Below are 18,586 nucleotides of genomic sequence, written 5' to 3'. Positions count from 1 at the left end.
AATGCAATCACTATAGATCCTGACTGAAATTTCAGTCAAGAGTGCTCGGGGGTCTCAATTCGGAGGGGAGTGGCGCCAGTCATGAATGCGTCGCGCCCGCTGACGCCCTGGGCCACGCTTCTCGCGGGTGCGTGGGGCGGGAGTGGGTGCGCTGGGTGGGCTTTGGTGGTGCGTGGTGCGGGAGTGGGTGCGTGGGGAGGGAGTGGGTGCACCCGCGGGCCTCATGCTTGGGCGCGGGCTTCCTTTGCCGGCTTGGCGGGACGCTTTCGGATCTCGCGGAGAACGATTTGTTCCGGGCAGACCGTCGAGAGGAAGTCGCCGACCGAGAGTGCAAGGCGCTCGCCGACCAGCGAGTACAGGATGCGGTTGGCTTCCCGGCGCTCGGTGATGAGCCCGGCCTGACGCAGCACGCTGAGGTGCCTGGAGATGGTGGGTCCGGTGGCATTAAAGCGGGAAGCGATCTCCCCGGCGGCCAGCTCCCCATCCTTGAGATCCTGCAGGATCTGCCGCCTGGTGGGGTGTGCCAAGGCGGCGAAGATCTCGGACGCTGTATCTGCCATGTTTGCAATATAGCACATTAGTTATATACAGTTTAGCTTCATTGCTAATAAGCGAAGGAGCAAGAACATGCGGGTAGCTATTACTGGTGGGACCGGATTCGTGGGAAGTCACTTGGCTGAACGGTTGGCCAGTCCCAACACAGTTGTCGTTTCACGCCGAACGGGCGTGGCCATCGATGACGTGGAGGCCTTGACCGCAGCATTCGAAGGGGTTGATGCCGTGGCGCACTGTGCGGGCATCAACCGGGAAATAGGCGGACAAACCTTTGAAAAGGTGCATGTGGAAGGCACCAAGGCAGTGCTCGAGGCAGCGCGGCGCGCCGGCGTGAAGCGGATTGTCATGCTCAGCTTCCTTCGGGCCAGGCCGGACTGCGGTTCCGGCTATCACGAAACGAAGTGGGCAGCCGAGGAGTTGGTCCGCGCGTCCGGACTGGACTACACGATCATCAAGGCGGGCATGATCTACGGGCAGGGAGATCACATGGTGGATCATGTCACCAAGGCGGTGCGGACCTGGCCAATCTTCGCGACCGTGGGTTTCCGCGAGCGGACGGTCAGGCCGGTGTTGGTACAGGAAGCGGTGTCCGTTCTGATCGCGGCCCTCCATGGTCGGCTGCCGGACGCCACAGTAGCCTTGCTGGGCGCGGAAGAACTCGAGTTGGGGACGGCCGTGCGCAGGATTGCCCGGGTTGCGGATCGCAAGCCATTGTTCGTGCCGGTGCCCGTGTGGACCATCCGGGCCTTGGCGCAGCTCACAGAATGGCTGATGGTTGTTCCCCTCGTGGCCAAGGCACAAGCCCGGATGCTCGACGAGGGAGTGAGCGACCCAGCGCCCTACGCCTCCGCGCTTCCGCAGGACCTCAAGCCGAAGCTCCCGTTTACGGAGGACCGCATCAGGTCTGCCCTGCCGGAGGGAAAGTTCGGACTCAGGGACTTGCGGGTCGTGAATTGGTGGAACGCGAAGGGGCGGAGAACTCAGGGGGCCAGCGGCTCATTGCCAACTCTTGACGACGGCAGCCGCGGTCCTAGATAGTTCTCGTTGGGGGCGCACAGGGTACTCCCTGTAATCTCCAAGGATCCTCGTATGAGCCTGCACATTCCCAGTCCCGGCGAACTGCCCGCGGCCAAGCCCGATTTCGATGCTGACAAATACCTCAAGGGGCGGAGAAGCCTAGGGGTGGGGCTGATAGTCGTGGGTGCGATCAACGCCGTGTTCCTAACCATTGGCTACGTCAACAGCTGGCACCTCATGGCGACCTTGGACGAGACGGACAAGATCATTGAAATCGGCGCTTTGGCGCTCAATGTCCTTTTTCTTGCCGCGTTGCTCGCCTGCGGCATATGGAACATTGTGGCCCGACGCGGGACGTCGATCGCGCCGATCATCATCGCGCTGGTTTTGTCCGCCCTCACGCTGACCTTCGCCGTGATCAACAGCGTCGATGCGCTGATGTCGACGGGAAGGATGCCCGCGGTGGCTGCCATCCTCATCAACGTTGCCCTCCTTATCCAAGCTATCCGCCTGCTCCGGATGAAACCCGTGGTCACTACGCCGGGACCTGTCCGCGAAAGCGTCCACCCGTTCTACACGCCGTAGGAGAACGAAAGCCTCACGCCGGTTCCTGGATCCGCGCGGCTTTCCGCCCACGCTGCCGCAGGGCCAGCATCGGAAACAGCAGCACTGAAAGCATCCCTGCGCCTACCAAGGCCGACGCTATGCCGTTGGGGATGATCCCCGTATCCTGCCCAATGCCGGTCACGGCCACGATGATGGGCAATCCGGTTGCGCCGAACAGGGCAACAGCCCGTTTCTCCGCAAATGTGGAGCCCTTGGGTGCGGCGAGCACGGACGGCAGGCCGCGGATGACCAGGAGAAGCAAGAGGAGAAGGGGAACCAAGGCAAGAGTCAGTGGGCTGGCAGTCAGAGCGCCGAGATCGAAGTCGATGCCGGTGTCAATGAAGAAGATCGGGACCAGGAATCCGAAGGCGATCGCGTCGACTTTGGCCTCGATGACTGAGCGGTCCTGCTCCGGGGCGCGGGCGATCACTACCTTCCAGAGGATCCCGGCCGCGAACGCACCCAGCAGCATGTCCAGTCCCAGGGTCATGCTCAGGACCACCAGTATGGTCAGGATGAACATGATGGAGCGCACGGCGAATTGACTGCTGGTGTGCAGGGTCCGGGTCACCTGGGCGTGCAGGAACCGGTGCTTAGAGCGGGATGCGAGGAAGACGGCCAGACCGGTGAGGGCCACGAAACCGAGCAGCACGCCGGTGGCTGGCCCCAGTTGCTTGCCGCTGAGGAAGAGTGAGATTGCCACCAGCGGACCAAATTCCCCGATTGCTCCGAGGGCGGTCACCGCGATGCCAACCGGCGTGCGGGACTCTCCGGCATCCCGAAGGATTGGCAGCAGAGTGCCAAGCGCGGTTGAGCAGAGTGCGACGCCGATAATCACCGCAGCTTCGACGCTCGGTCCCAGCAGCAGGCCGGCCCCTATGCCTGCGGCCAAGGAGATCAGCCAGCCGAGTCCGGCGCGCGACGCCGGCCGGCCGCGGATCAGGGCAAAGTCGATTTCGTTGCCCGCGACGAAGAACAGCATGGCCAGCCCAAAATCGGCCAGCGTGTCCGTGAATTGAACGGACTGGACCCAGCCGAGCACGCTGGGACCCAGAAGGATGCCCAGCGCAATCTCGAACACCACCAGTGGAACCTTCACCACCCGGTCCAGTGAACGGACGGCCAGCGGCGCTGCGACAGCGAGCAAGGCGATGACCACCAGTGACGTTGATAAGCCTTGCATCAGCGGTACCTCCGCCGCATTGAAGGAAGAGTAATCCAAAGCTACAGCCACGGCTCGCGAGGAGCCATAAAAACCCGGGCGCCTCAAAGGACACCGCACGACGACGGGACTCACCGCTGGTGGTGAGTCCCGTCGTCGTACGTCTTGCTATGGCGTGGGGCTGCCGCCGTTCACATTCAGCGTTTCGCCAACCACATAGCTGGATTCCGGCGATGCGAGGAACACGTACGCCGGTGCCAGTTCGGCCGGCTGCCCGGCCCTGCCGAGGGGAGTGTCCTTGCCGAACTCCGGCAATGCTTCCTTCGGCTGGCCGCTGCTGACCTGGAGTGGGGTCCAAATGGGCCCGGGGGCAACAGCGTTCACCCGGATTCCCTTCGGTGCGAGTTGCTGCGCCAGGCCCTTGGTGAAGTTGTTGATGCTGGCCTTGGTAGTGGCGTAATCCACCAGCGTTGGCGAGGGGTTGTAGGCCTGGATGGACGTGGTGTTGATGATGGTGGAACCCTCGGGCAGGTGGGGGAGGGCGGCCTTGGTCAGCCAGAACATGGCGTAGACGTTGGTCTTGATGGTGTGGTCGAACTGCTCGTCAGTGATTTGTTCCAGTTCTTCCTGGGCCACTTGCTTGCCGGCGTTGTTGACCAGGATGTCGATCCCGCCCAGGGAATCCACTGCGGTGTCCACAACGTTGCGGCAGGCTTCGGCGTCCTTGAGGTCGCCGGGAACCTTGACGGCCTTGCGGCCTGCGGCTTCGATGATGCGGGCAATGCGGCTGGCATCTTCTTCTTCCTGGGGCAGGTAGGAAAGGACGACGTCGGCACCCTCACGGGCGAACGCGATGGCAGTTGCTGCCCCGATGCCTGAGTCTGCTCCCGTGACGATGGCCCTGCGGCCCTCCAAGCGCCCGGTTCCGCGGTACGTGAGGGGCGTGGTCTGGGTGGTGCCTGCGGTCGGATAAGATAGCCGCGGACAGGCGGTTGTACCGGTAGGCATCCCTCGCTTCCAGCGTCGCCTACGGACACCTTCGGACCCTGTCTTCGCATCTTTATTGGGGGACTCTTGAGCTCTGTACTCCGCCGTAGCCGGCGCCACGTTTCTGCTGCCATTCTTGCCGCCGGAGTGGGCGCGTCGCTCCTCTTCGCAGCTCCCGCGCAGGCTTACGACGCTCCTGTCTTCGACGTGCCGGATGCCTCGCAGGAGCCCTTGCCCTACATTGACCGGGCTGCTGATGCAGCCGATGTCCTGGACCTCTGGACCAAGGGCGGGCCGGCCACGCGGAAGGCCGCAGGCGTGGCGCTGACGGGTGGCGCCGGTGCCGTGCAGGCCTTCATCGACGGCGGACAGGACGCGGCGCTCGCCACTGACCGGAAGCAATTGGTGACCGAATTGTCGCAGAGCGGCACGGAACACGTGCGTTCGTCCGCCTCGAAGATGCTGGCCACGGGCGATCCCGCAAAGATTGACGCTTTCCTGGCCACAGGGTGGGAGCGCGCCTGGCAGGTTGACTTGCGGATAGCGGCCACCAACTTCCTCCACTACGGAGTGGGGAGCGTGCAGAAGGCTGCCTCCACCAGCTTGGATACGTCCGAGGACGCTGTGGAGGAATTCGTGCTCAACGGTTGGAAGAAGGTCGCGGCCACCAACGACCGCGTGGAAGTCACTTGGTTGACGGATTCCTCTTCGCCCAGCGTCACCCTCGGGGCGCAGGCGGCCCTCGATACCTATGAGCCGGCTGCGCTGGCGGATTTCCTGCGCTACGGCCAGCATGTGGCCGCCGACCGCGATGCGGAGGCAGCCTCTGTGGCGAAGGTTCTGGAGCAGGTCAAGGCCGACGTTGCAGGCAACCCAACTGGAACCGCAGCTGTGGCTGACAGGGCGGAAGCCGCCGTCGGGCAGGCCAAAACCATCGCTGCCGCAGCGAGGACCGAAGACCAGACGAGGCTGGGGGCGGACAGGACGGTTCTCGTCTCCCAGGCCAACAAAAGGGCTGTGCTGGAGGGCGTTGTCCTCGCCCGGCAAAAGCCGGCGCGTGAGGCGTTTGCCAATGCCGCGAAAGAGCTCCCTGGGCTGTTGAAGGCGCTGGCCGGAGAGGACCTGGACCAGAACATCGCCAAGGCCCGTCAAGCGACGTTGTACGTCTCCCTGGTTGAAACTCCGACGGTACAGAAGGCTGCGAAGGACGCCTTGGTGGGCGGTGACCAAGCTGTCAAGACGTTCATTGCTACGGGGCTGGATGACGCCAGGGAGGCCGGCGGGTCGGAGTTCGAGTCCGACCGTCAGCGCGCCTACCACGCCCTCGGCACGGGTGGTCCCACCGTCCAAAAGGCTGCGGAGGTGGCGCTGGAAACGGGCAGCCACCCGGATGTCCGCTACTTCCTGGAGTACGGATGGGCTCAAGCCGCGGAGCTGGATAACTCCATTTTCGCGTACAGGAGCATTGCGAACGGTGGCCTGGAAGAGCGCACTGCCGCGGACGTGGCCTTAAGTGGCAACCGGGAGGATCAGCAGGCCTTCGCGACTGCGGGACAATCCACCGCTGCCAATCGTGATGCGGCTACTGCCACGCACATTGGGCGCATCGACTCCCTGATTGCGGAGCTGACGGCCCTCGCCAACAAGGCAAGGCTCGACGCCGGTGCCGCGGCTGAGGCGGCCAAGGCGGCTGAAGCTGCTGAGGCAGCCCGTGCAGCAGAGGCTGCGCGCGCGGCTGAAGCCGCCAAGGCCGCTGAAGCCGCTCGCCAGTCGGCCGGTACGTCAGCGAATGCGCCGTTCTTCGACGCTGCGCGTGGCTCTGCCCCGATCGTCATGCCGTGGCCCCAGATGGGTTCTTCTGCGGTTCCGCTCGGCGATCCGGGCGCACAGCCGCCGGTCGATGAATCAGCCAACCCCTTGCCGATCATCACCGTCCCGTCACCGCAGGCAGCGTCGGAAGAATCGGCGCTTGCCGGGGTTCCCTCTGCAGAGCAGGCCGCGCAGTCCACCAGCACTACTGCTTTGGGTGGATGGACCATTGGACTGATCGTCGGTTTGGTCCTCGCCGCAGCGGCAGCCATCACTGCGCTGCTTCGCAGGAAGGCGCCGGCCGCCAAAGTTCCGGCAAAGAAGGCGTAACTCCGAGCTCCGACGCGGTGGGTCAGGCTGACCCGCGGCGCCGCCGTTCTTTGCGACGCTGGACGTAGTGCGCCGTGACGCCGCTCGCCAGCAGAACGAAACCGAGGAAACCCAGAGGCGAAGGATAGATGGGGATGGCCAGCAAAATGAGCGCAACCCCCAGGATGACGGCCACGACGTTGAGTGCTTTGGGGGCGGTGGCGTGATGGGGAATCTTTCCGGACTCCAGGCGCCTGGCAAGTGCCGGATCTTCAATGAATAGCTGGCGTTCCAGCTGCTCCAACACCCTGCGTTCTTGATCGGAGAGCGGCATGCCGGGTCCTTCCCTCAAACTTGGAGGTTGAGGCTGCCGTATCGTAAAGGGCCGCCTCTCCGATAAGCTAAGCATACTTATCTTTTTATGGACAAGCCCTAATTCCCGATCATGAGCATGGTGGCGATAGGGTGGATTCTCGGCTGAAGCAAGCGGCCACAGTCACAACTGTGCGGAGCTGCTTCAATGCCGGACTACTCATATCTGATCGACGCCGCCGCCTCGGCGTTCAGCCTTCCCGAACTCCGGGACGGGCAACTCGATGCCATGGGCGCGCTCACCGATGGTCGTGATGTCCTGGCCGTCATGCCCACCGGCTATGGCAAGTCAGCCACCTACCAAGTGGCGGCGTGGTACCTCCACCAACGCGAGGGCAAGAACAAGACCGCACGTCCCGCCGTCGTGGTTTCTCCCCTCATTGCGCTGCAAGAGGACCAACGGGAGGCGCTGATTGAGCAGCTGGGTGATGGTGCTGCCGTGGCCATCAATTCGTCCCGCAGTGACTCTGACGTCGAGGCCGCGTGGGATGCCGTTGAATCCGGGCGGGCGGCGTTCCTCTTCCTGGCCCCCGAACAACTGGCCAAACCGGACACTGTGGACAGGCTTGGCAAGCTGGACCTCTCTGTTTTCGTCGTGGATGAAGCCCATTGCGTATCCTCCTGGGGCCGTGATTTCCGACCCGATTACCTGGAACTCGGCAGCGTCCGGGAGCGGCTGGGGAACCCTCCCGTGGCAGCACTTACAGCCACGGCATCGCCACCGGTTCGGGACGAGATCCTGCAACGGCTCAACATGCGGGACCCCCTGGTCCTGGTTCGAGGCTTCGACCGGCCCAACATCAGCCTGGACGTCGTCCGTCACCAGGACGACAAAGCCAAGCGGTCGGCTCTCCTGGAGCAGGTTGCCAGGCTGGCGGGGGCGGGGGAAAAGGGGCTGCTCTATGCGGCCAGGCGCAAGGACACGGAGAAGTACGCCGCAAAGTTGGCGGACGCCGGTCTGAGTGCCGAGGCCTACCACGCTGGCCGCTCAGCTGCCGACCGCGAACGCATCCACGAGCAATTCCTGGCGGATGAACTGGATGTTGTCGTCGCAACCACGGCTTTCGGAATGGGCATCGACAAGCCCAACGTGCGGTTTGTGGTGCACGCGGACATTCCCGAATCGCTGGACGCCTACTACCAGGAGATTGGCCGCAGCGGCCGGGACGGTCGGCCAGCGAAAGCCGTGCTGCACTATCGTGCCGAGGATCTTGGACTGCGGAAGTTCTTCGGCACCCACGCGCCGGATGAGGAAGCACTGCTGGCCGTTCTGAAGGTGGTGAAGCACGCCGGCGAGGCTGCGCCTAAGACAGCCATCGCCGAGTTGACCGGTTTGAAGGCGCGCCGTGTCACGGCGCTGGTGAACCAGCTGGAGGAATCCAAGGCAGTACGGGTCGGGAGGCGCGGTGTCAGGCTTGTTTCGAAGGCCAAGCTTTCCGTATTGGTGAATGACGCTGTTGAGCTCGCTGAGGCGAGGCGGCGCGTCGACGAATCCCGCCTCACCATGATGCGCGCGTATGCGGAGACCGATGGGTGCCGCAGGCAGTTCCTCCTGGGGTACTTCGGCGAGGAACTCCCGGAACCCTGTGGGAATTGCGATGCTTGCTCGGCGGCGGCCCGGCGCGCCGAAGGGCCGCTCACCGATTCAGGAGCGCACGACGGCGGTGGGTCACCTTCTGATGGTCCCTTCCCGTTGCAGTCCTCGGTGGTCCACAAGGAGTGGGGTCCAGGTCTTGTCATGCGGTATGAGGATGACGTCATCACCGTGCTGTTCGAACGGGAGGGCTATAAGACCCTTTCCCGCTCGGCTGTTGTGGAGAATGAACTCCTGAAACCGGCCTAGGTATTCAATTCGAGCATCAATGCAGGGAGTTGCTCGGCGAGTTCGCGTGCGAGGTATCCGAGAGGACCAAGCTTGCTTGCCAAACGGTCCGCGGCAGCTGCGTGAAGGTGCGTTCCCCAGCAGGCTGCCTGGGCATGGCTGGTTCCCCGCGCGCGAAGGCCGGAAATCGTTCCGGCCAGCACATCGCCGCTGCCGGAGGTACCCAGGCCGCCATATCCCGTGGTGATCTTCCACAGCGCGGAGTCGTCCGGTGAAGCGCTTGGCGGAGCGGCAATGAAACCCTGGCAGCTGACGACCGCGTCGAACCTCCGCGCCACGTCGGCTACGTCCTGCTGCAGGTCATTGGTGTCGCGGCCAAGCAGGATTCCTGCCTCCACGGGATTGGGAGTGAGGATCAGCCTGCCGCGCCACGGATCCAGTCGGTCCTCGAGCTTGGTTACCGAGGCCAGCGCGTAAGCGTCCAGTACGACGGCGGGACCGCTGCCCGTGCTCTCCGATTCCTCCCGGTCAAGGAGGGCGGCCAGCAGTTGCTCCGTCAGCCCAAGGTTGTCCAGGCCGGGCCCGACCAGGATGGCGTCCGATCGGTCCAGGTACGAGGAAATTCGGTCAAGTCCTTCGCCCGTCATCGAGCCCTCGCCATTTTCCGGCAAACCCACCGCCCCACACTCCGGCAAAGCAACACCCAGTTGGACGGCCACCGATTCGGGAACCGCCAAGGTTAATTTGCCGGCACCGGCCCGGAGGGCAGCGATCCCCGCCAGCAAAGCAGCCCCCGGCGTCGAACGCGAACCACCTATGACCAGCACTGCACCACGCGAATACTTGTCTTCGCCTGGCGCCGGCAGCGGCCAGTCACGCAGCAGTGACGGTGTGACGGGTGTTGGAGTTTCACTGTGGATGGACACTGGCATCCCCGGCATGCTCGGTTACAGTGACTCCCTGCTCCGTGAGGTGGTCCGCCACGTTGAAGCTCTCCAAGGTCCAAGGGCCGGCGCCTGACGGCCGGACGTACCTTGTGATGGAGGCGTTCAGCACAGAGGTGGTTGACGCCAGGTCCAGGATCTCCTCTTCGGACATCCCTTCCAACACGTAGCGAACCAGCAGGATCACGGCGTCGTGGCACACCAGCATGACGCGGCGTCCACTGTTCAGGGTGTTGAGTTCAGTGAGCACGGAACGCAGCCTCAACGCTACATCAGCCCACGACTCGCCCCCTGGCGGCCGGTAGTACAGCTTCCCCAACCACAGTCTGCGCTCCGCTTCCTCGGGGAAGCGTGCCTGGACGCCTCGGCTGGTCAGCCGGTCCAGGATGCCCAACTCGCGATCCCGAAGCCGCTCGTCAGTGAGGATGTTTGCTTGCCAGCCTGCCGCCTCGCAGGCTATGCCCGCGGTTTGCCTGGCCCTTGCATAAGGAGAGGACACCACTGCGTCCGGCCGGGAATCTTCCGGTATTTTTGCCAGCGCCGTCCCGAGTGCCTTGGCCTGCTCCTGCCCGGTGCCCGAGAGGTTCACGTCCGCGTCGCGAGCAGGGACATCGATGACCTCACGGCCGGCTTCGCGGGCCTCGGTGGCAGCCACGTTGCCCTCGCTCTCGCCGTGCCTGATCAGCAGCAGCTCCACGGCGCCCGCTTCCTGCACCGCATCTGTCAGCCCGTCGTCGTTCATCCGGCACCACCCCGTCTGTTTGCTGGCCGAAAGCAGAAACCTATTCGCCCAGTACCCAATCGTGCTGGAGTCAAACGCCCGACGGCGACCTGCCGTCGTCGTCAAGGCCTGTTGCCGCCGCGCGTGGTGAAGTAAGTTGCTGGAATGGACGACACATACCAAGTCATTGTGGTCGGTGGCGGATTTGCTGGCGTTGCAGCAGCCAAGGAGCTGGGGCGCAAGGGCGTCAGGGTCCTGCTGATCGACTCAAACAACTACCATCAGTTCCAGCCGTTGCTTTACCAAGTGGCTACCTCGCAGATCGGTGTCTCGGCCATTGCGCGTCCGTTGCGGTCCGTGTTCCGTCGGTTCAAGAGCGTCAAGGTCCTGACAGCCAAAGTCGCGTCCGTTGATACCGCCGGCAAGAGCGTGACCATCGAGGATGGCCGGACCTTTAATGGGCGGATCCTGATTCTTGCCGTGGGCGCTGTTCCCAATTTCTTCAACACCCCCGGAGCCGAGCAGTACGCCTACCCGCTCTACTCCGTCACTGATGCCACGAAACTTGGCACGGGGCTCACCCGTCTCCTGGACAAGGCCGACCGTGGCTCCGAGGGCATGGTGGATGTGGTGGTTGTGGGCGGAGGGCCCACCGGCGTGGAAACAGCCGGGGCGATGGCCGAGAACGTCAAGTACGTGGTCCGCAAGTATTTCTCGCCTGAACTGGCCGCCCGCTGCCGGGTGCACCTTGTGGACATGGTTCCGGTGGTCCTGAACGCATTCTCGAAGAAATCACAGGACTATGCAGCCGACCATCTGGGGAAGGTGGGGGTTCAACTGCACATGGGTGTCGGTGTGACAGAGGTCCGGGCAGACGGCGTCTCGCTGGCCGATGGCACGTTCATTCCCGCGCAGATCGTGGTGTGGGCCGGCGGTTTGAAGGCCGGCGATCTCATCTCCAACTCGGGGCTGGCGCAAGGGAGGGGCGGGCGGATTGACGTCCGTCCGGACCTGACTGCTCCGGACGTTGACGGGGTGTATGTGCTCGGCGACGCCGCCAACATCACCGACGCTGCCGGGAACAAGCTGCCCCAACTGGGTTCGGTGGCCCAACAAGCAGGCAAGTGGGCAGCAGGAAACGTGCTTGCGGACCTGAACGGTGGCACCCGCAAGCCTTTCCACTACGTAGACAAGGGCTACATGGCAATGGTGGGACGCGGCGCAGCGGTGGCCGAGCTTGGCCGTAAGCGTCTCCAGTTGCAGGGCACCTTCGCCTTCCTGTCCTGGTTGCTGGTGCACCTGGCGCTGTTGTCCGGCCTGCAGCAGAAAGCCCGCGCACTGTTCTCCTGGCTCAACGGGTATGTCCTTCACAGTCCCGCGCAGGTGGTGGTCAGTGGTCCGGTGGATAGGGAACCTGATGCTTCTGGTCCGTCTGGCTCTTCTGGTACGTCCGGGGTCTCTGGTCCGGAAGGGTCGGGGTCCACCGGGTAATAGGCTGGGGGGGAGAACCCCTAGCGAGGAGGACCATGTCACTGAAGGATCGTCTCAAAGCAGACGTCGTTGAACACATGAAAGCCGGCAATAAGACCGCGCTGACCACTGTCCGCAATGTGCTGGGCGAGATCACCACGCGTGAGAAGTCCGGTAAGACCCCAGTGGACCTGGACGATACGCAGGTAACGGCACTGCTTCAGAAGGAAGCCGCCAAGCGCCGCGACACGGCCAGGATCTACACGGAAGCCGGAGAATCGGACCGTGCCGCCGCCGAGGTTGCCGAGGCAGAAATCATCGAGGCCTACCTTCCGAAGCCGCTGACGCGCGAGGAAGTTGAAGCAATCGTTGACGAGGAGGTTGCCGCGCTGAAGGCGGACGGACAGGAACTTTCCATGCGGTCCCTCGGGGCTGTCATGAAGCCCGTGACGGCCAAGGTCGCGGGTCGTTTCGACGGCAAGACCGTCAGCGAAATCGTGCGTTCCCGACTGTCCTGATGCCGTACGCGGGGGCTGCTTCGCGTCAACCGGCGCCAAGCAGCCCCCGCAGCGTGTCAGCATTCCGCACGGCGTTCCCACTGCCGTCGTTATTGAAGTACGCGAACACATCCCTGCCGGTACCGGTCCACTCAAGGATCCGGTCTGCCCACCAGTGCATGTCGTCATCCGAATAGGAGCCGCCATAGAGGTGCTGATGGTCCGGTCCGTGCAGGCGGATGTAGACGAACGGCGCCGTGGCCTTCAGGATGCACGGCAGTTTTGCGCCGCTCATGATGCAGTAGGCGGCCTTATGGCGCTCCAGGATCGCATAAACGTCAGGATGGTCCCAGGACTCATGCCTGAATTCCGCGGACACCCGGATCCAGTGGGGAACGGCTGTGAGGAAGTAGTCGAGCCGCGCGTCGTCGCGGGCAAAGTCAGGCGGGAGCTGAACCAAAAGGACGGCCCTCTTGTCTCCCAGTTCGTGCCAGCACCGGGCGATCCGTTCCAGCCAGACCTCCGGGGCGTAGAGCTTCTTGCCGTGGGTGAGGCCCCTGGGTGCCTTCACGGACATGGCGAAGCCGGGTGGAAGCCGGTCGCGCCAACCTGCAAACGTGGTGTCCCTCGGCCAGCGATAGAAGCTGGCATTGAGCTCCACCGTGCTGAACCGCTCCACGTAGGCTTGCAGCCGCTTGGCTGTGGGCAGGCCCGGCGGGTAGAGCACGTTGGTCCAATGGTCGTAGCTCCAGCCGGAAGTGCCGATGTGGATGGCCATGGTTTGGATGGTAGTTGCTCTTCGTGGTTTATCCACAGCTCGGCTCTGCCCGTTTGGTTCGGGTGGTGGTGCCTCCTAGGCTGGAACGGCCAATCCAGACGATGGGGGATCCATGGATACTCAAGACAATGCCGCTGCGCCCGAAGCCCGGAAAGAGTCTTCCCACTATTGACGCAAGTGCTTGGTCCGCTGGTGGCCATTTTCTCCGCCTGGTGCTTCAGGCAGCACGCTCCGAAAGTCGTGGCAGTGGCTCAACCTGGGGGTTCCGCAGTAGTGAGTGAAAACTCCATTGCGGCCGTTGGCCAGGTGGGTGAAGTGCTCGCGGAGCTCTTCCCCATGCTGCAGCCACAGTGGTCTGCCGCGTGGTTGGAGTTCAGGGAGATCGGTACCCACCGGGAAGGCCTCTTCGTTTTTGAGGTGGACGGTGGGCGCTACACCAACGACGTTCCCGCGCAGTTGATGGACCAGCTATCGGAAGTCCGGCAATTGACGCGGGGTCCCGGCGGCAGCACGTGGTTCGAATGCAAAGCCGAGCTCAACCCTGCGAAACCGGGTCACTACGAAACGGAGTTTATTTACCGGGAACCCGGGTGGATGAATCGGCCCGAAGCCGGGGACTACTTGGTGGAAACCGAACGCATGGCCGACCGCACGGAGCTTCCCGTGTGGTTCCTGCACAAGATGGCCACGGCCAGCTAGCTGCGACCCCATACTCGGCTCGCGCAAACTTGCACTCGCTGCTGCCCCCAGGTCGCCGTGTGTTGCTTACTCGAGCGGGGTTCTGTCCCTCAATACCGGCCACCGAAGAGTCTCTTGCCGATCCGTGACAAGATGCCGGGTTCAAGGGACGGGTCGATGATTGTTGGTTCGACGGAGAAGTCGGTGCCGCGGTCAGTGACGGGGCGTCGCCGGTTTTTCCAATCCACGGATTTGAATTCCGGGTTGTAGATCGGGGGAGTCACGCCTTCTTCCCGGAAAATGTCCCACATCCAGGGAGGGATGTTGTCTACGGTTCGCGGGTAGGCGAGGAGTTGTTGGGCCCACGTGGACGCGTCCGCTGGCTCCGCTCCCGGGTGCCAGCTTCCATCACTCATTCGTCTGAGGTGCTCGTTGTCTGAGACATGGAGGATGCCTGGCTTGTGCGGAAAAATACGCGTTTCCGCTGTAGTCCAGGTACCGAGGCCCGGAGCATAGGCTGCGTTCCGATACTCGTCCAGCCATTCATCGTAGGCCCCATAGGTGAATTCGCTCTCCGGCTCGGTCATGCCCCGCGTTCGAGTTTGGCCGTTTACGACTGCATACCTAAATCCGATAGTGTTCGAGCCCCGATGTATCAGCAGGTAGTAGAGTTCGTCGACGCCGTGAGCAAAACCTGACTCACCGAATGCTTGTTCACGCAGCCTCTCAAGACCCGCGTTGACGTAGGAATTCCCTTGCAATCCTGAATCCGTCACTTCTGCAGTTACCCAGCTTTCTAAAGGTCATTGTTGCTATGCGTCGGGTCTCGCCTTCAGGAGCGGCTGCCGAAGAGTTTCTTGCCGATCCGTGACAAGACACCGGGCTCCAGGGCGGGATCGATGACTGTTGGTTCGACGGAGAAGTCAGTGCCGCGGTCAGTGACAGGCCGTCGCCGGTTCTTCCAGTCAACAGACTTGAATTCCGGGTTGTAGATCGGGGGAGCCACGCCCTCCGCGCGGAAGATGTCCCACATCCACGAAGGGATGTTGTCCACGGTTCGCGGGTAGGCGAGGAGTTGTTGGGCCCACGCGGTTGCGTTGGCCGGCTCACCGCCCGGGAACCAACTACCGTCGCTCATCCGTGGTAGTTGCTCTTCGTCGGAAAAACGAATGTACCCAGGCCGGTCGGGCAGTACATGCACCTCTGCTGAGGTCCAAGTTCCTCGTCCGGGACTATATGCGAGCCCCCTGACTTCCTTCAGCCATTTGTCTAAAGCGTCGCGCGAAAAGTCGTCCTCGAAGGTTCGTCCCTTGTAGATCACTTTGTCGCGGGAGAGTTTGTGCCCGTACCCAAATGACCCGGATGCCATGGTTACAAGGACGTGAACGACCTCATCCATGCCGTGTGCAAATCCCGTGGGATTAAAAGCTTCCTTGGCTAGTTTCTCCAAGCCAGCAAGCACGAAGGGGTCTTCATTTAGTTCGAGGGCACTCACTGTGTCAGCCTATCTGTCGGTTCGGAGAGATTATCAAATTCCCTTCGCACAGGAAGCTCGTCTCCGAACGTGTAGACCAAATCCAGCGAATCAGGTGTAGCGCGATCTCCAGATGCCAGGCTCATCTCCCACCCCAGATCTACAGGCTTGCCAGCTTTCAAGTCGCGCTTCACGCGACCAATGACATCCATTTCGGCCTTATGAAAGTTATTGGCCTCGTTGACCTCAATGGGTGTGCCTTTAATTCGGTTATGCCGCTCATGTTGGGGGAAACAGCCCGGCTTTCTTGCCAATGACTTCGGCGACGACGTTGCAGGCGTTTCACGCCCGCGTAGGTGTCGATCCTGGTCACCAAAAGGACTCGCATGCACCCGGGATGCCGACACGTGCAGAGTTCGTATGTGTCGGGTTTCGCCCCTCAGGAGCGGGTGCGGAAGAGCTTCTTGCCGATTCGTGACAGGACTCCGGATTCCAAGGACGGATCAATGACGGTGGGTTCGACGGAGAAAACGGTGCCGCGGTCAGTGACGGGGCGTCGCCTGTTGTCGTAGTCCACGGTCTTGAGTTCGGGGTTGTAGATCGGCGGGGTGACACCTTCCGCCCTGAATACGGTCCACATCCACTCAGGGATGTTGTCTACCGTCCTTGGGAATGCAATTAGCTCGGATCTCAGCGTGTCAGCGTCCGATGGATCATTCCATCCCGACGCAGAAAAGAGTCCATCCGTGAGTATCTCTTCGTCAAAGACTTCAAGACGACCAGGGGCGTCCGGATAGAGAAAGACTCTATAGCTCACCCATGTGCCGACGCCCGGGGAGTAGCAACGCGACCGGACTTCAAGCAGCCAGTCATCAATCGTTTCTGTGGAGAAACGGTTGGAGAAGTCCAAGAAACCCCATTGTGAGCCGCGCCGAACGTCTTCGCACCTCCGCGACATACTCTGCTGGATCACCGAGGTGCTCACGAGTTCCTGGGCCTTATCGCCAGGGCCGCCTTCCCTGAAAGCCTCAGACTGTAAACGCTATAAGCCTTCGGCAACAAAGGGGCTATCAACCACCACACTGCTTCTCACGTTGTCACTAATCCCTCGGAAGATTGTTGAATCTTTGCGTCTTTAGCGGACCGCCATCGAAGCGATGGTCAAGCGTCAATCGAGGTGGTAGACCCGGCGTTGGACTTGGAGTCACTCCCATTTCCCAGTCCAAATCTACCGTTTGCCAGCAGCTAGGCGCTGCTTCGCTTGTTTGAAGATGTCAGCTTCGATCTTTCCGAAACGGACCTGATAGATGGGATCGCCGACCCTGCGGCTATCCACATTTCGCATCCGCCAAGGATGCCGAAACGTGCAGAGTTTGTATGCGACGGGTTTCGCCCCTCAGGAGCGGCTGCCGAAGAGCTTCTTGCCGATCCGTGACAAGACACCGGATTCCAGGGACGGGTCGATGATTGTTGGTTCGACGGAGAAGTCGGTGCCGCGGTCAGTGACGGGGCGGCGCCGGTTCTTCCAGTCAACAGACTTGAATTCCGGGTTGTAGATCGGGGGAGTCACCCCCTCCGCGCGGAAGATGTTCCACATCCAGGAAGGGATATTGTCTGCAGTACGAGGATAGGCAAGAAGTTGCTGCGCCCAAGTCTGCGCTCCGGAAGGGTGGGCACCTGGGTACCAATTTCCATTTGGCATTCGGTCCAGAACTTCCTCGTCGGAAAAATCGACGTGGCTCTGCCCTTTGGCCAATACGTGTACCTGTGCTGTCGTCCATGTACCGTACCCGGGTACGTAGGCTGCGTTTCGGCATTCGTCGAGCCACGGGTCCAAGGAACTCTCCGCATATTCGGCGTTCTGTTCACGCCTGATCCGTTTCTGCCCCGCCTTCATGTGGCCTCGTCGATATGTAGACGTTGGCCGCTTAATGACGATGTCGACCACCTCGTCAATTCCTGAAGCGAAGCCGGATGGTCCGAACGCCTCTTGGTGGAGCGCCCTCAGGCCTTCGATGATAATGGGCCGGGATTCGAGATCATAAGTCGTCAATTTTGTAAGCCTTCCCTCCTGGCCAGGTTGTTGAAGACAAACTTTTGCCAGTCGTCATCTCCAAACGTGTGCTGGAGGCGAACATCGCTTGGTAGACCTGCGCTTTTTCCCGGTGATAGGTCCATAATCCATTGGAGGTCGACTGGGTCGCCGGTACGCAAGTCCGACTTCACTCTATCAATGACATCCATTTCGGCTTTGTGAAAGTTGTTGTTCTCGTCGATTTCGTTGGGTGTGCCCTTGCCCCGGTTTTGCCACTCGTGGTGGGGGAAGAGGCCCGCCTTTTCTCCGATGAAGCCGAGGGCTGAGGGGCTCGCGTGGCCGCCGTCGTAGCCTGGGCCGCCCAGCCGCCCGGCCTTGAGTTGCTGGTAGCCGTTGCGGTTGGAGTTTCCGGCGAGGGTGGAGACGATGTGGCCCTTTGCCGATGCAAGATGGGCCTTTTGATCCATGACGAGTGTGAAGGTGTTTTGTAAGCCGCCGTCTACTTCAGCAACAACGTTGTAGGTCGCCGTCGGCAGGGGTTTCATCAGTTCCGGTGACGATGCGCGTATCACGCACGCGTAGGAGTCGATCCTGGTCACTTTCCTGCACTAACTCTTACTCCAAGTGGACTCGCATCCGCCCAGGATGCCGACAAGTGCAGAGCTTGTACGTGTCGGGTTTAGCCCCTCAGGAGCGGCTGCCGAAGAGTTTCTTGCCGATCCTTGACAAGACACCGGGTTCCAAAGTCGGGTCGATGACTGTTGCTTCGACGGAGAAGTCCGTGCCGCGGTCAGTGACAGGGCGGCGCCGGTTCTTCCAGTCTACGGACTTGAATTCCGGGTTGTAGATCGGCGGCGTCACGCCTTCTGCCCTGAATATGTCCCACATCCACGCCGGGATGTTGTCCACGGTTCGCGGGTAGGCGAGGAGTTGTTGGGCCCAAGTGGCGGCATCTGCCGGTTCACCACCCGGATACCAGCGTCCGTTGGTCATCCTCTCAAGATGTTCCTCATCGAAGATGTGCAGTCGTCCGGGTTGACTCGGGAACACATGAACTTCTGCTGTTGTCCAAGTTCCAATACCGGGAAAGTAGGCCCTCGTTCGACACTCGTCCAGCCAATCGTCGAGTGCTGGAGTCGAAAAATCCTCGTCGAAGCTGTTGTTTTTGTACGTCGTCTTACCTTCAGTAACCACATGACCGTAACCAAACGTGTGTGTCCGGTAATGAACCAAAACGTGGACTACCTCATCCGTCCCGAGGGCAAAACCTGAGGAACCGTAAGCTTCATCTGCCAAGCGCTCAAGGCCCGCAACGACAAACGGATCAGAATTAATTCTCAAAGAATCCAC

The 18,586-nt window shown here is 61.8% G+C and carries 20 protein-coding genes; 7 read left to right on the top strand and 13 right to left on the bottom strand.

The window, feature by feature from the left end; translation table 11 throughout:
- Positions 1–221: 221 nt before the first annotated feature.
- Positions 222–560, bottom strand: coding sequence for a metalloregulator ArsR/SmtB family transcription factor (locus ACIQT2_RS18225; RefSeq protein ID WP_402949205.1), 339 nt, complete (start codon positions 558–560; stop codon positions 222–224).
- Between the two features lie 67 nt (positions 561–627).
- On the opposite strand from ACIQT2_RS18225, the gene ACIQT2_RS18220 reads away from it, so the two are divergent.
- Positions 628–1,593 (top strand): NAD(P)H-binding protein, encoded by a 966-nt coding sequence (locus tag ACIQT2_RS18220; protein WP_402949203.1) that lies wholly within the window; start codon positions 628–630, stop codon positions 1,591–1,593.
- A 51-nt stretch (positions 1,594–1,644) separates the two neighbouring features.
- On the top strand, positions 1,645–2,157 hold the full coding sequence (locus ACIQT2_RS18215) for a hypothetical protein (protein ID WP_402949200.1): 513 nt from the start codon (positions 1,645–1,647) through the stop codon (positions 2,155–2,157).
- A 13-nt stretch (positions 2,158–2,170) separates the two neighbouring features.
- On the opposite strand, the gene ACIQT2_RS18210 is transcribed toward ACIQT2_RS18215, so the two are convergent.
- Positions 2,171–3,361, bottom strand: a complete 1,191-nt coding sequence (locus tag ACIQT2_RS18210) for a cation:proton antiporter (protein ID WP_402949197.1) — start codon at positions 3,359–3,361, stop codon at positions 2,171–2,173.
- A 147-nt stretch (positions 3,362–3,508) separates the two neighbouring features.
- Entirely contained in the window at positions 3,509–4,348 is an 840-nt protein-coding gene (locus ACIQT2_RS18205; protein ID WP_402949195.1) for a glucose 1-dehydrogenase, read from the bottom strand.
- A gap of 66 nt (positions 4,349–4,414) precedes the next feature.
- On the opposite strand from ACIQT2_RS18205, the gene ACIQT2_RS18200 reads away from it, so the two are divergent.
- The gene (locus tag ACIQT2_RS18200) at positions 4,415–6,466 is read left to right on the top strand and encodes an ALF repeat-containing protein (protein ID WP_402949193.1); all 2,052 of its coding nucleotides are present in this window, start codon (positions 4,415–4,417) and stop codon (positions 6,464–6,466) included.
- A gap of 22 nt (positions 6,467–6,488) precedes the next feature.
- Here ACIQT2_RS18200 and ACIQT2_RS18195 read toward each other — a convergent pair whose 3' ends face one another.
- Positions 6,489–6,779: a DUF3040 domain-containing protein gene (locus ACIQT2_RS18195; RefSeq protein WP_402949191.1), complete on the bottom strand. Its 291-nt coding sequence runs from the start codon at positions 6,777–6,779 to the stop codon at positions 6,489–6,491.
- A gap of 186 nt (positions 6,780–6,965) precedes the next feature.
- Here ACIQT2_RS18195 and ACIQT2_RS18190 point away from each other — a divergent pair, with 186 nt between their 5' ends.
- A complete protein-coding gene (locus tag ACIQT2_RS18190) occupies positions 6,966–8,660 on the top strand; it encodes a RecQ family ATP-dependent DNA helicase (RefSeq protein ID WP_402949188.1) in 1,695 nt (564 codons plus the stop codon).
- On the opposite strand, the gene ACIQT2_RS18185 is transcribed toward ACIQT2_RS18190, so the two are convergent.
- Both ACIQT2_RS18185 and ACIQT2_RS18180 read right to left on the bottom strand, forming a co-directional pair.
- Entirely contained in the window at positions 8,657–9,571 is a 915-nt protein-coding gene (locus ACIQT2_RS18185) for an NAD(P)H-hydrate dehydratase (protein ID WP_402949186.1), read from the bottom strand. The two genes, ACIQT2_RS18190 and ACIQT2_RS18185, sit on opposite strands and share 4 nt — an antisense overlap.
- Positions 9,549–10,325, bottom strand: a complete 777-nt coding sequence (locus tag ACIQT2_RS18180) for a histidine phosphatase family protein (RefSeq protein WP_402949183.1) — start codon at positions 10,323–10,325, stop codon at positions 9,549–9,551. Before ACIQT2_RS18180 ends, ACIQT2_RS18185 begins: the two co-directional genes overlap by 23 nt.
- A gap of 144 nt (positions 10,326–10,469) precedes the next feature.
- On the opposite strand from ACIQT2_RS18180, the gene ACIQT2_RS18175 reads away from it, so the two are divergent.
- Together ACIQT2_RS18175 and ACIQT2_RS18170 are read left to right on the top strand one after the other, a co-directional pair.
- Positions 10,470–11,795 (top strand): NAD(P)/FAD-dependent oxidoreductase, encoded by a 1,326-nt coding sequence (locus tag ACIQT2_RS18175; protein ID WP_402949180.1) that lies wholly within the window; start codon positions 10,470–10,472, stop codon positions 11,793–11,795.
- 35 nt (positions 11,796–11,830) lie between these two features.
- On the top strand, positions 11,831–12,292 hold the full coding sequence (locus tag ACIQT2_RS18170; protein WP_402949177.1) for a GatB/YqeY domain-containing protein: 462 nt from the start codon (positions 11,831–11,833) through the stop codon (positions 12,290–12,292).
- A 25-nt stretch (positions 12,293–12,317) separates the two neighbouring features.
- On the opposite strand, the gene ACIQT2_RS18165 is transcribed toward ACIQT2_RS18170, so the two are convergent.
- Positions 12,318–13,049, bottom strand: a complete 732-nt coding sequence (locus ACIQT2_RS18165; RefSeq protein ID WP_402949174.1) for a DUF72 domain-containing protein — start codon at positions 13,047–13,049, stop codon at positions 12,318–12,320.
- Positions 13,050–13,322: 273 nt separating this feature from the next.
- Here ACIQT2_RS18165 and ACIQT2_RS18160 point away from each other — a divergent pair, with 273 nt between their 5' ends.
- Positions 13,323–13,748 carry a hypothetical protein gene (locus ACIQT2_RS18160; protein ID WP_402949171.1) on the top strand — a complete coding sequence of 142 codons (426 nt, stop codon included), beginning with the start codon at positions 13,323–13,325 and terminating at the stop codon, positions 13,746–13,748.
- Between the two features lie 89 nt (positions 13,749–13,837).
- Here the strand turns inward: ACIQT2_RS18160 and ACIQT2_RS18155 are convergent, their stop codons facing one another.
- The 6 genes from ACIQT2_RS18155 to ACIQT2_RS18130 form a co-directional block, all read right to left on the bottom strand.
- Entirely contained in the window at positions 13,838–14,314 is a 477-nt protein-coding gene (locus ACIQT2_RS18155) for a hypothetical protein (protein ID WP_402949169.1), read from the bottom strand.
- Between the two features lie 245 nt (positions 14,315–14,559).
- A complete protein-coding gene (locus ACIQT2_RS18150; RefSeq protein ID WP_402949166.1) occupies positions 14,560–14,865 on the bottom strand; it encodes a hypothetical protein in 306 nt (101 codons plus the stop codon).
- Between the two features lie 775 nt (positions 14,866–15,640).
- Positions 15,641–15,841: a hypothetical protein gene (locus ACIQT2_RS18145; RefSeq protein WP_402949164.1), complete on the bottom strand. Its 201-nt coding sequence runs from the start codon at positions 15,839–15,841 to the stop codon at positions 15,641–15,643.
- Positions 15,842–16,597: 756 nt separating this feature from the next.
- Positions 16,598–17,149: a hypothetical protein gene (locus ACIQT2_RS18140; protein WP_402949161.1), complete on the bottom strand. Its 552-nt coding sequence runs from the start codon at positions 17,147–17,149 to the stop codon at positions 16,598–16,600.
- Positions 17,150–17,250: 101 nt separating this feature from the next.
- Positions 17,251–17,835 (bottom strand): hypothetical protein, encoded by a 585-nt coding sequence (locus ACIQT2_RS18135; protein WP_402949159.1) that lies wholly within the window; start codon positions 17,833–17,835, stop codon positions 17,251–17,253.
- Between the two features lie 88 nt (positions 17,836–17,923).
- On the bottom strand, positions 17,924–18,586 hold the full coding sequence (locus tag ACIQT2_RS18130) for a hypothetical protein (RefSeq protein ID WP_402949156.1): 663 nt from the start codon (positions 18,584–18,586) through the stop codon (positions 17,924–17,926).

The organism is Paenarthrobacter sp. NPDC090522, from assembly GCF_044769225.1.
GTDB lineage: Bacteria > Actinomycetota > Actinomycetes > Actinomycetales > Micrococcaceae > Arthrobacter.
This window is presented reverse-complemented; position numbering and strand designations above follow the sequence as displayed.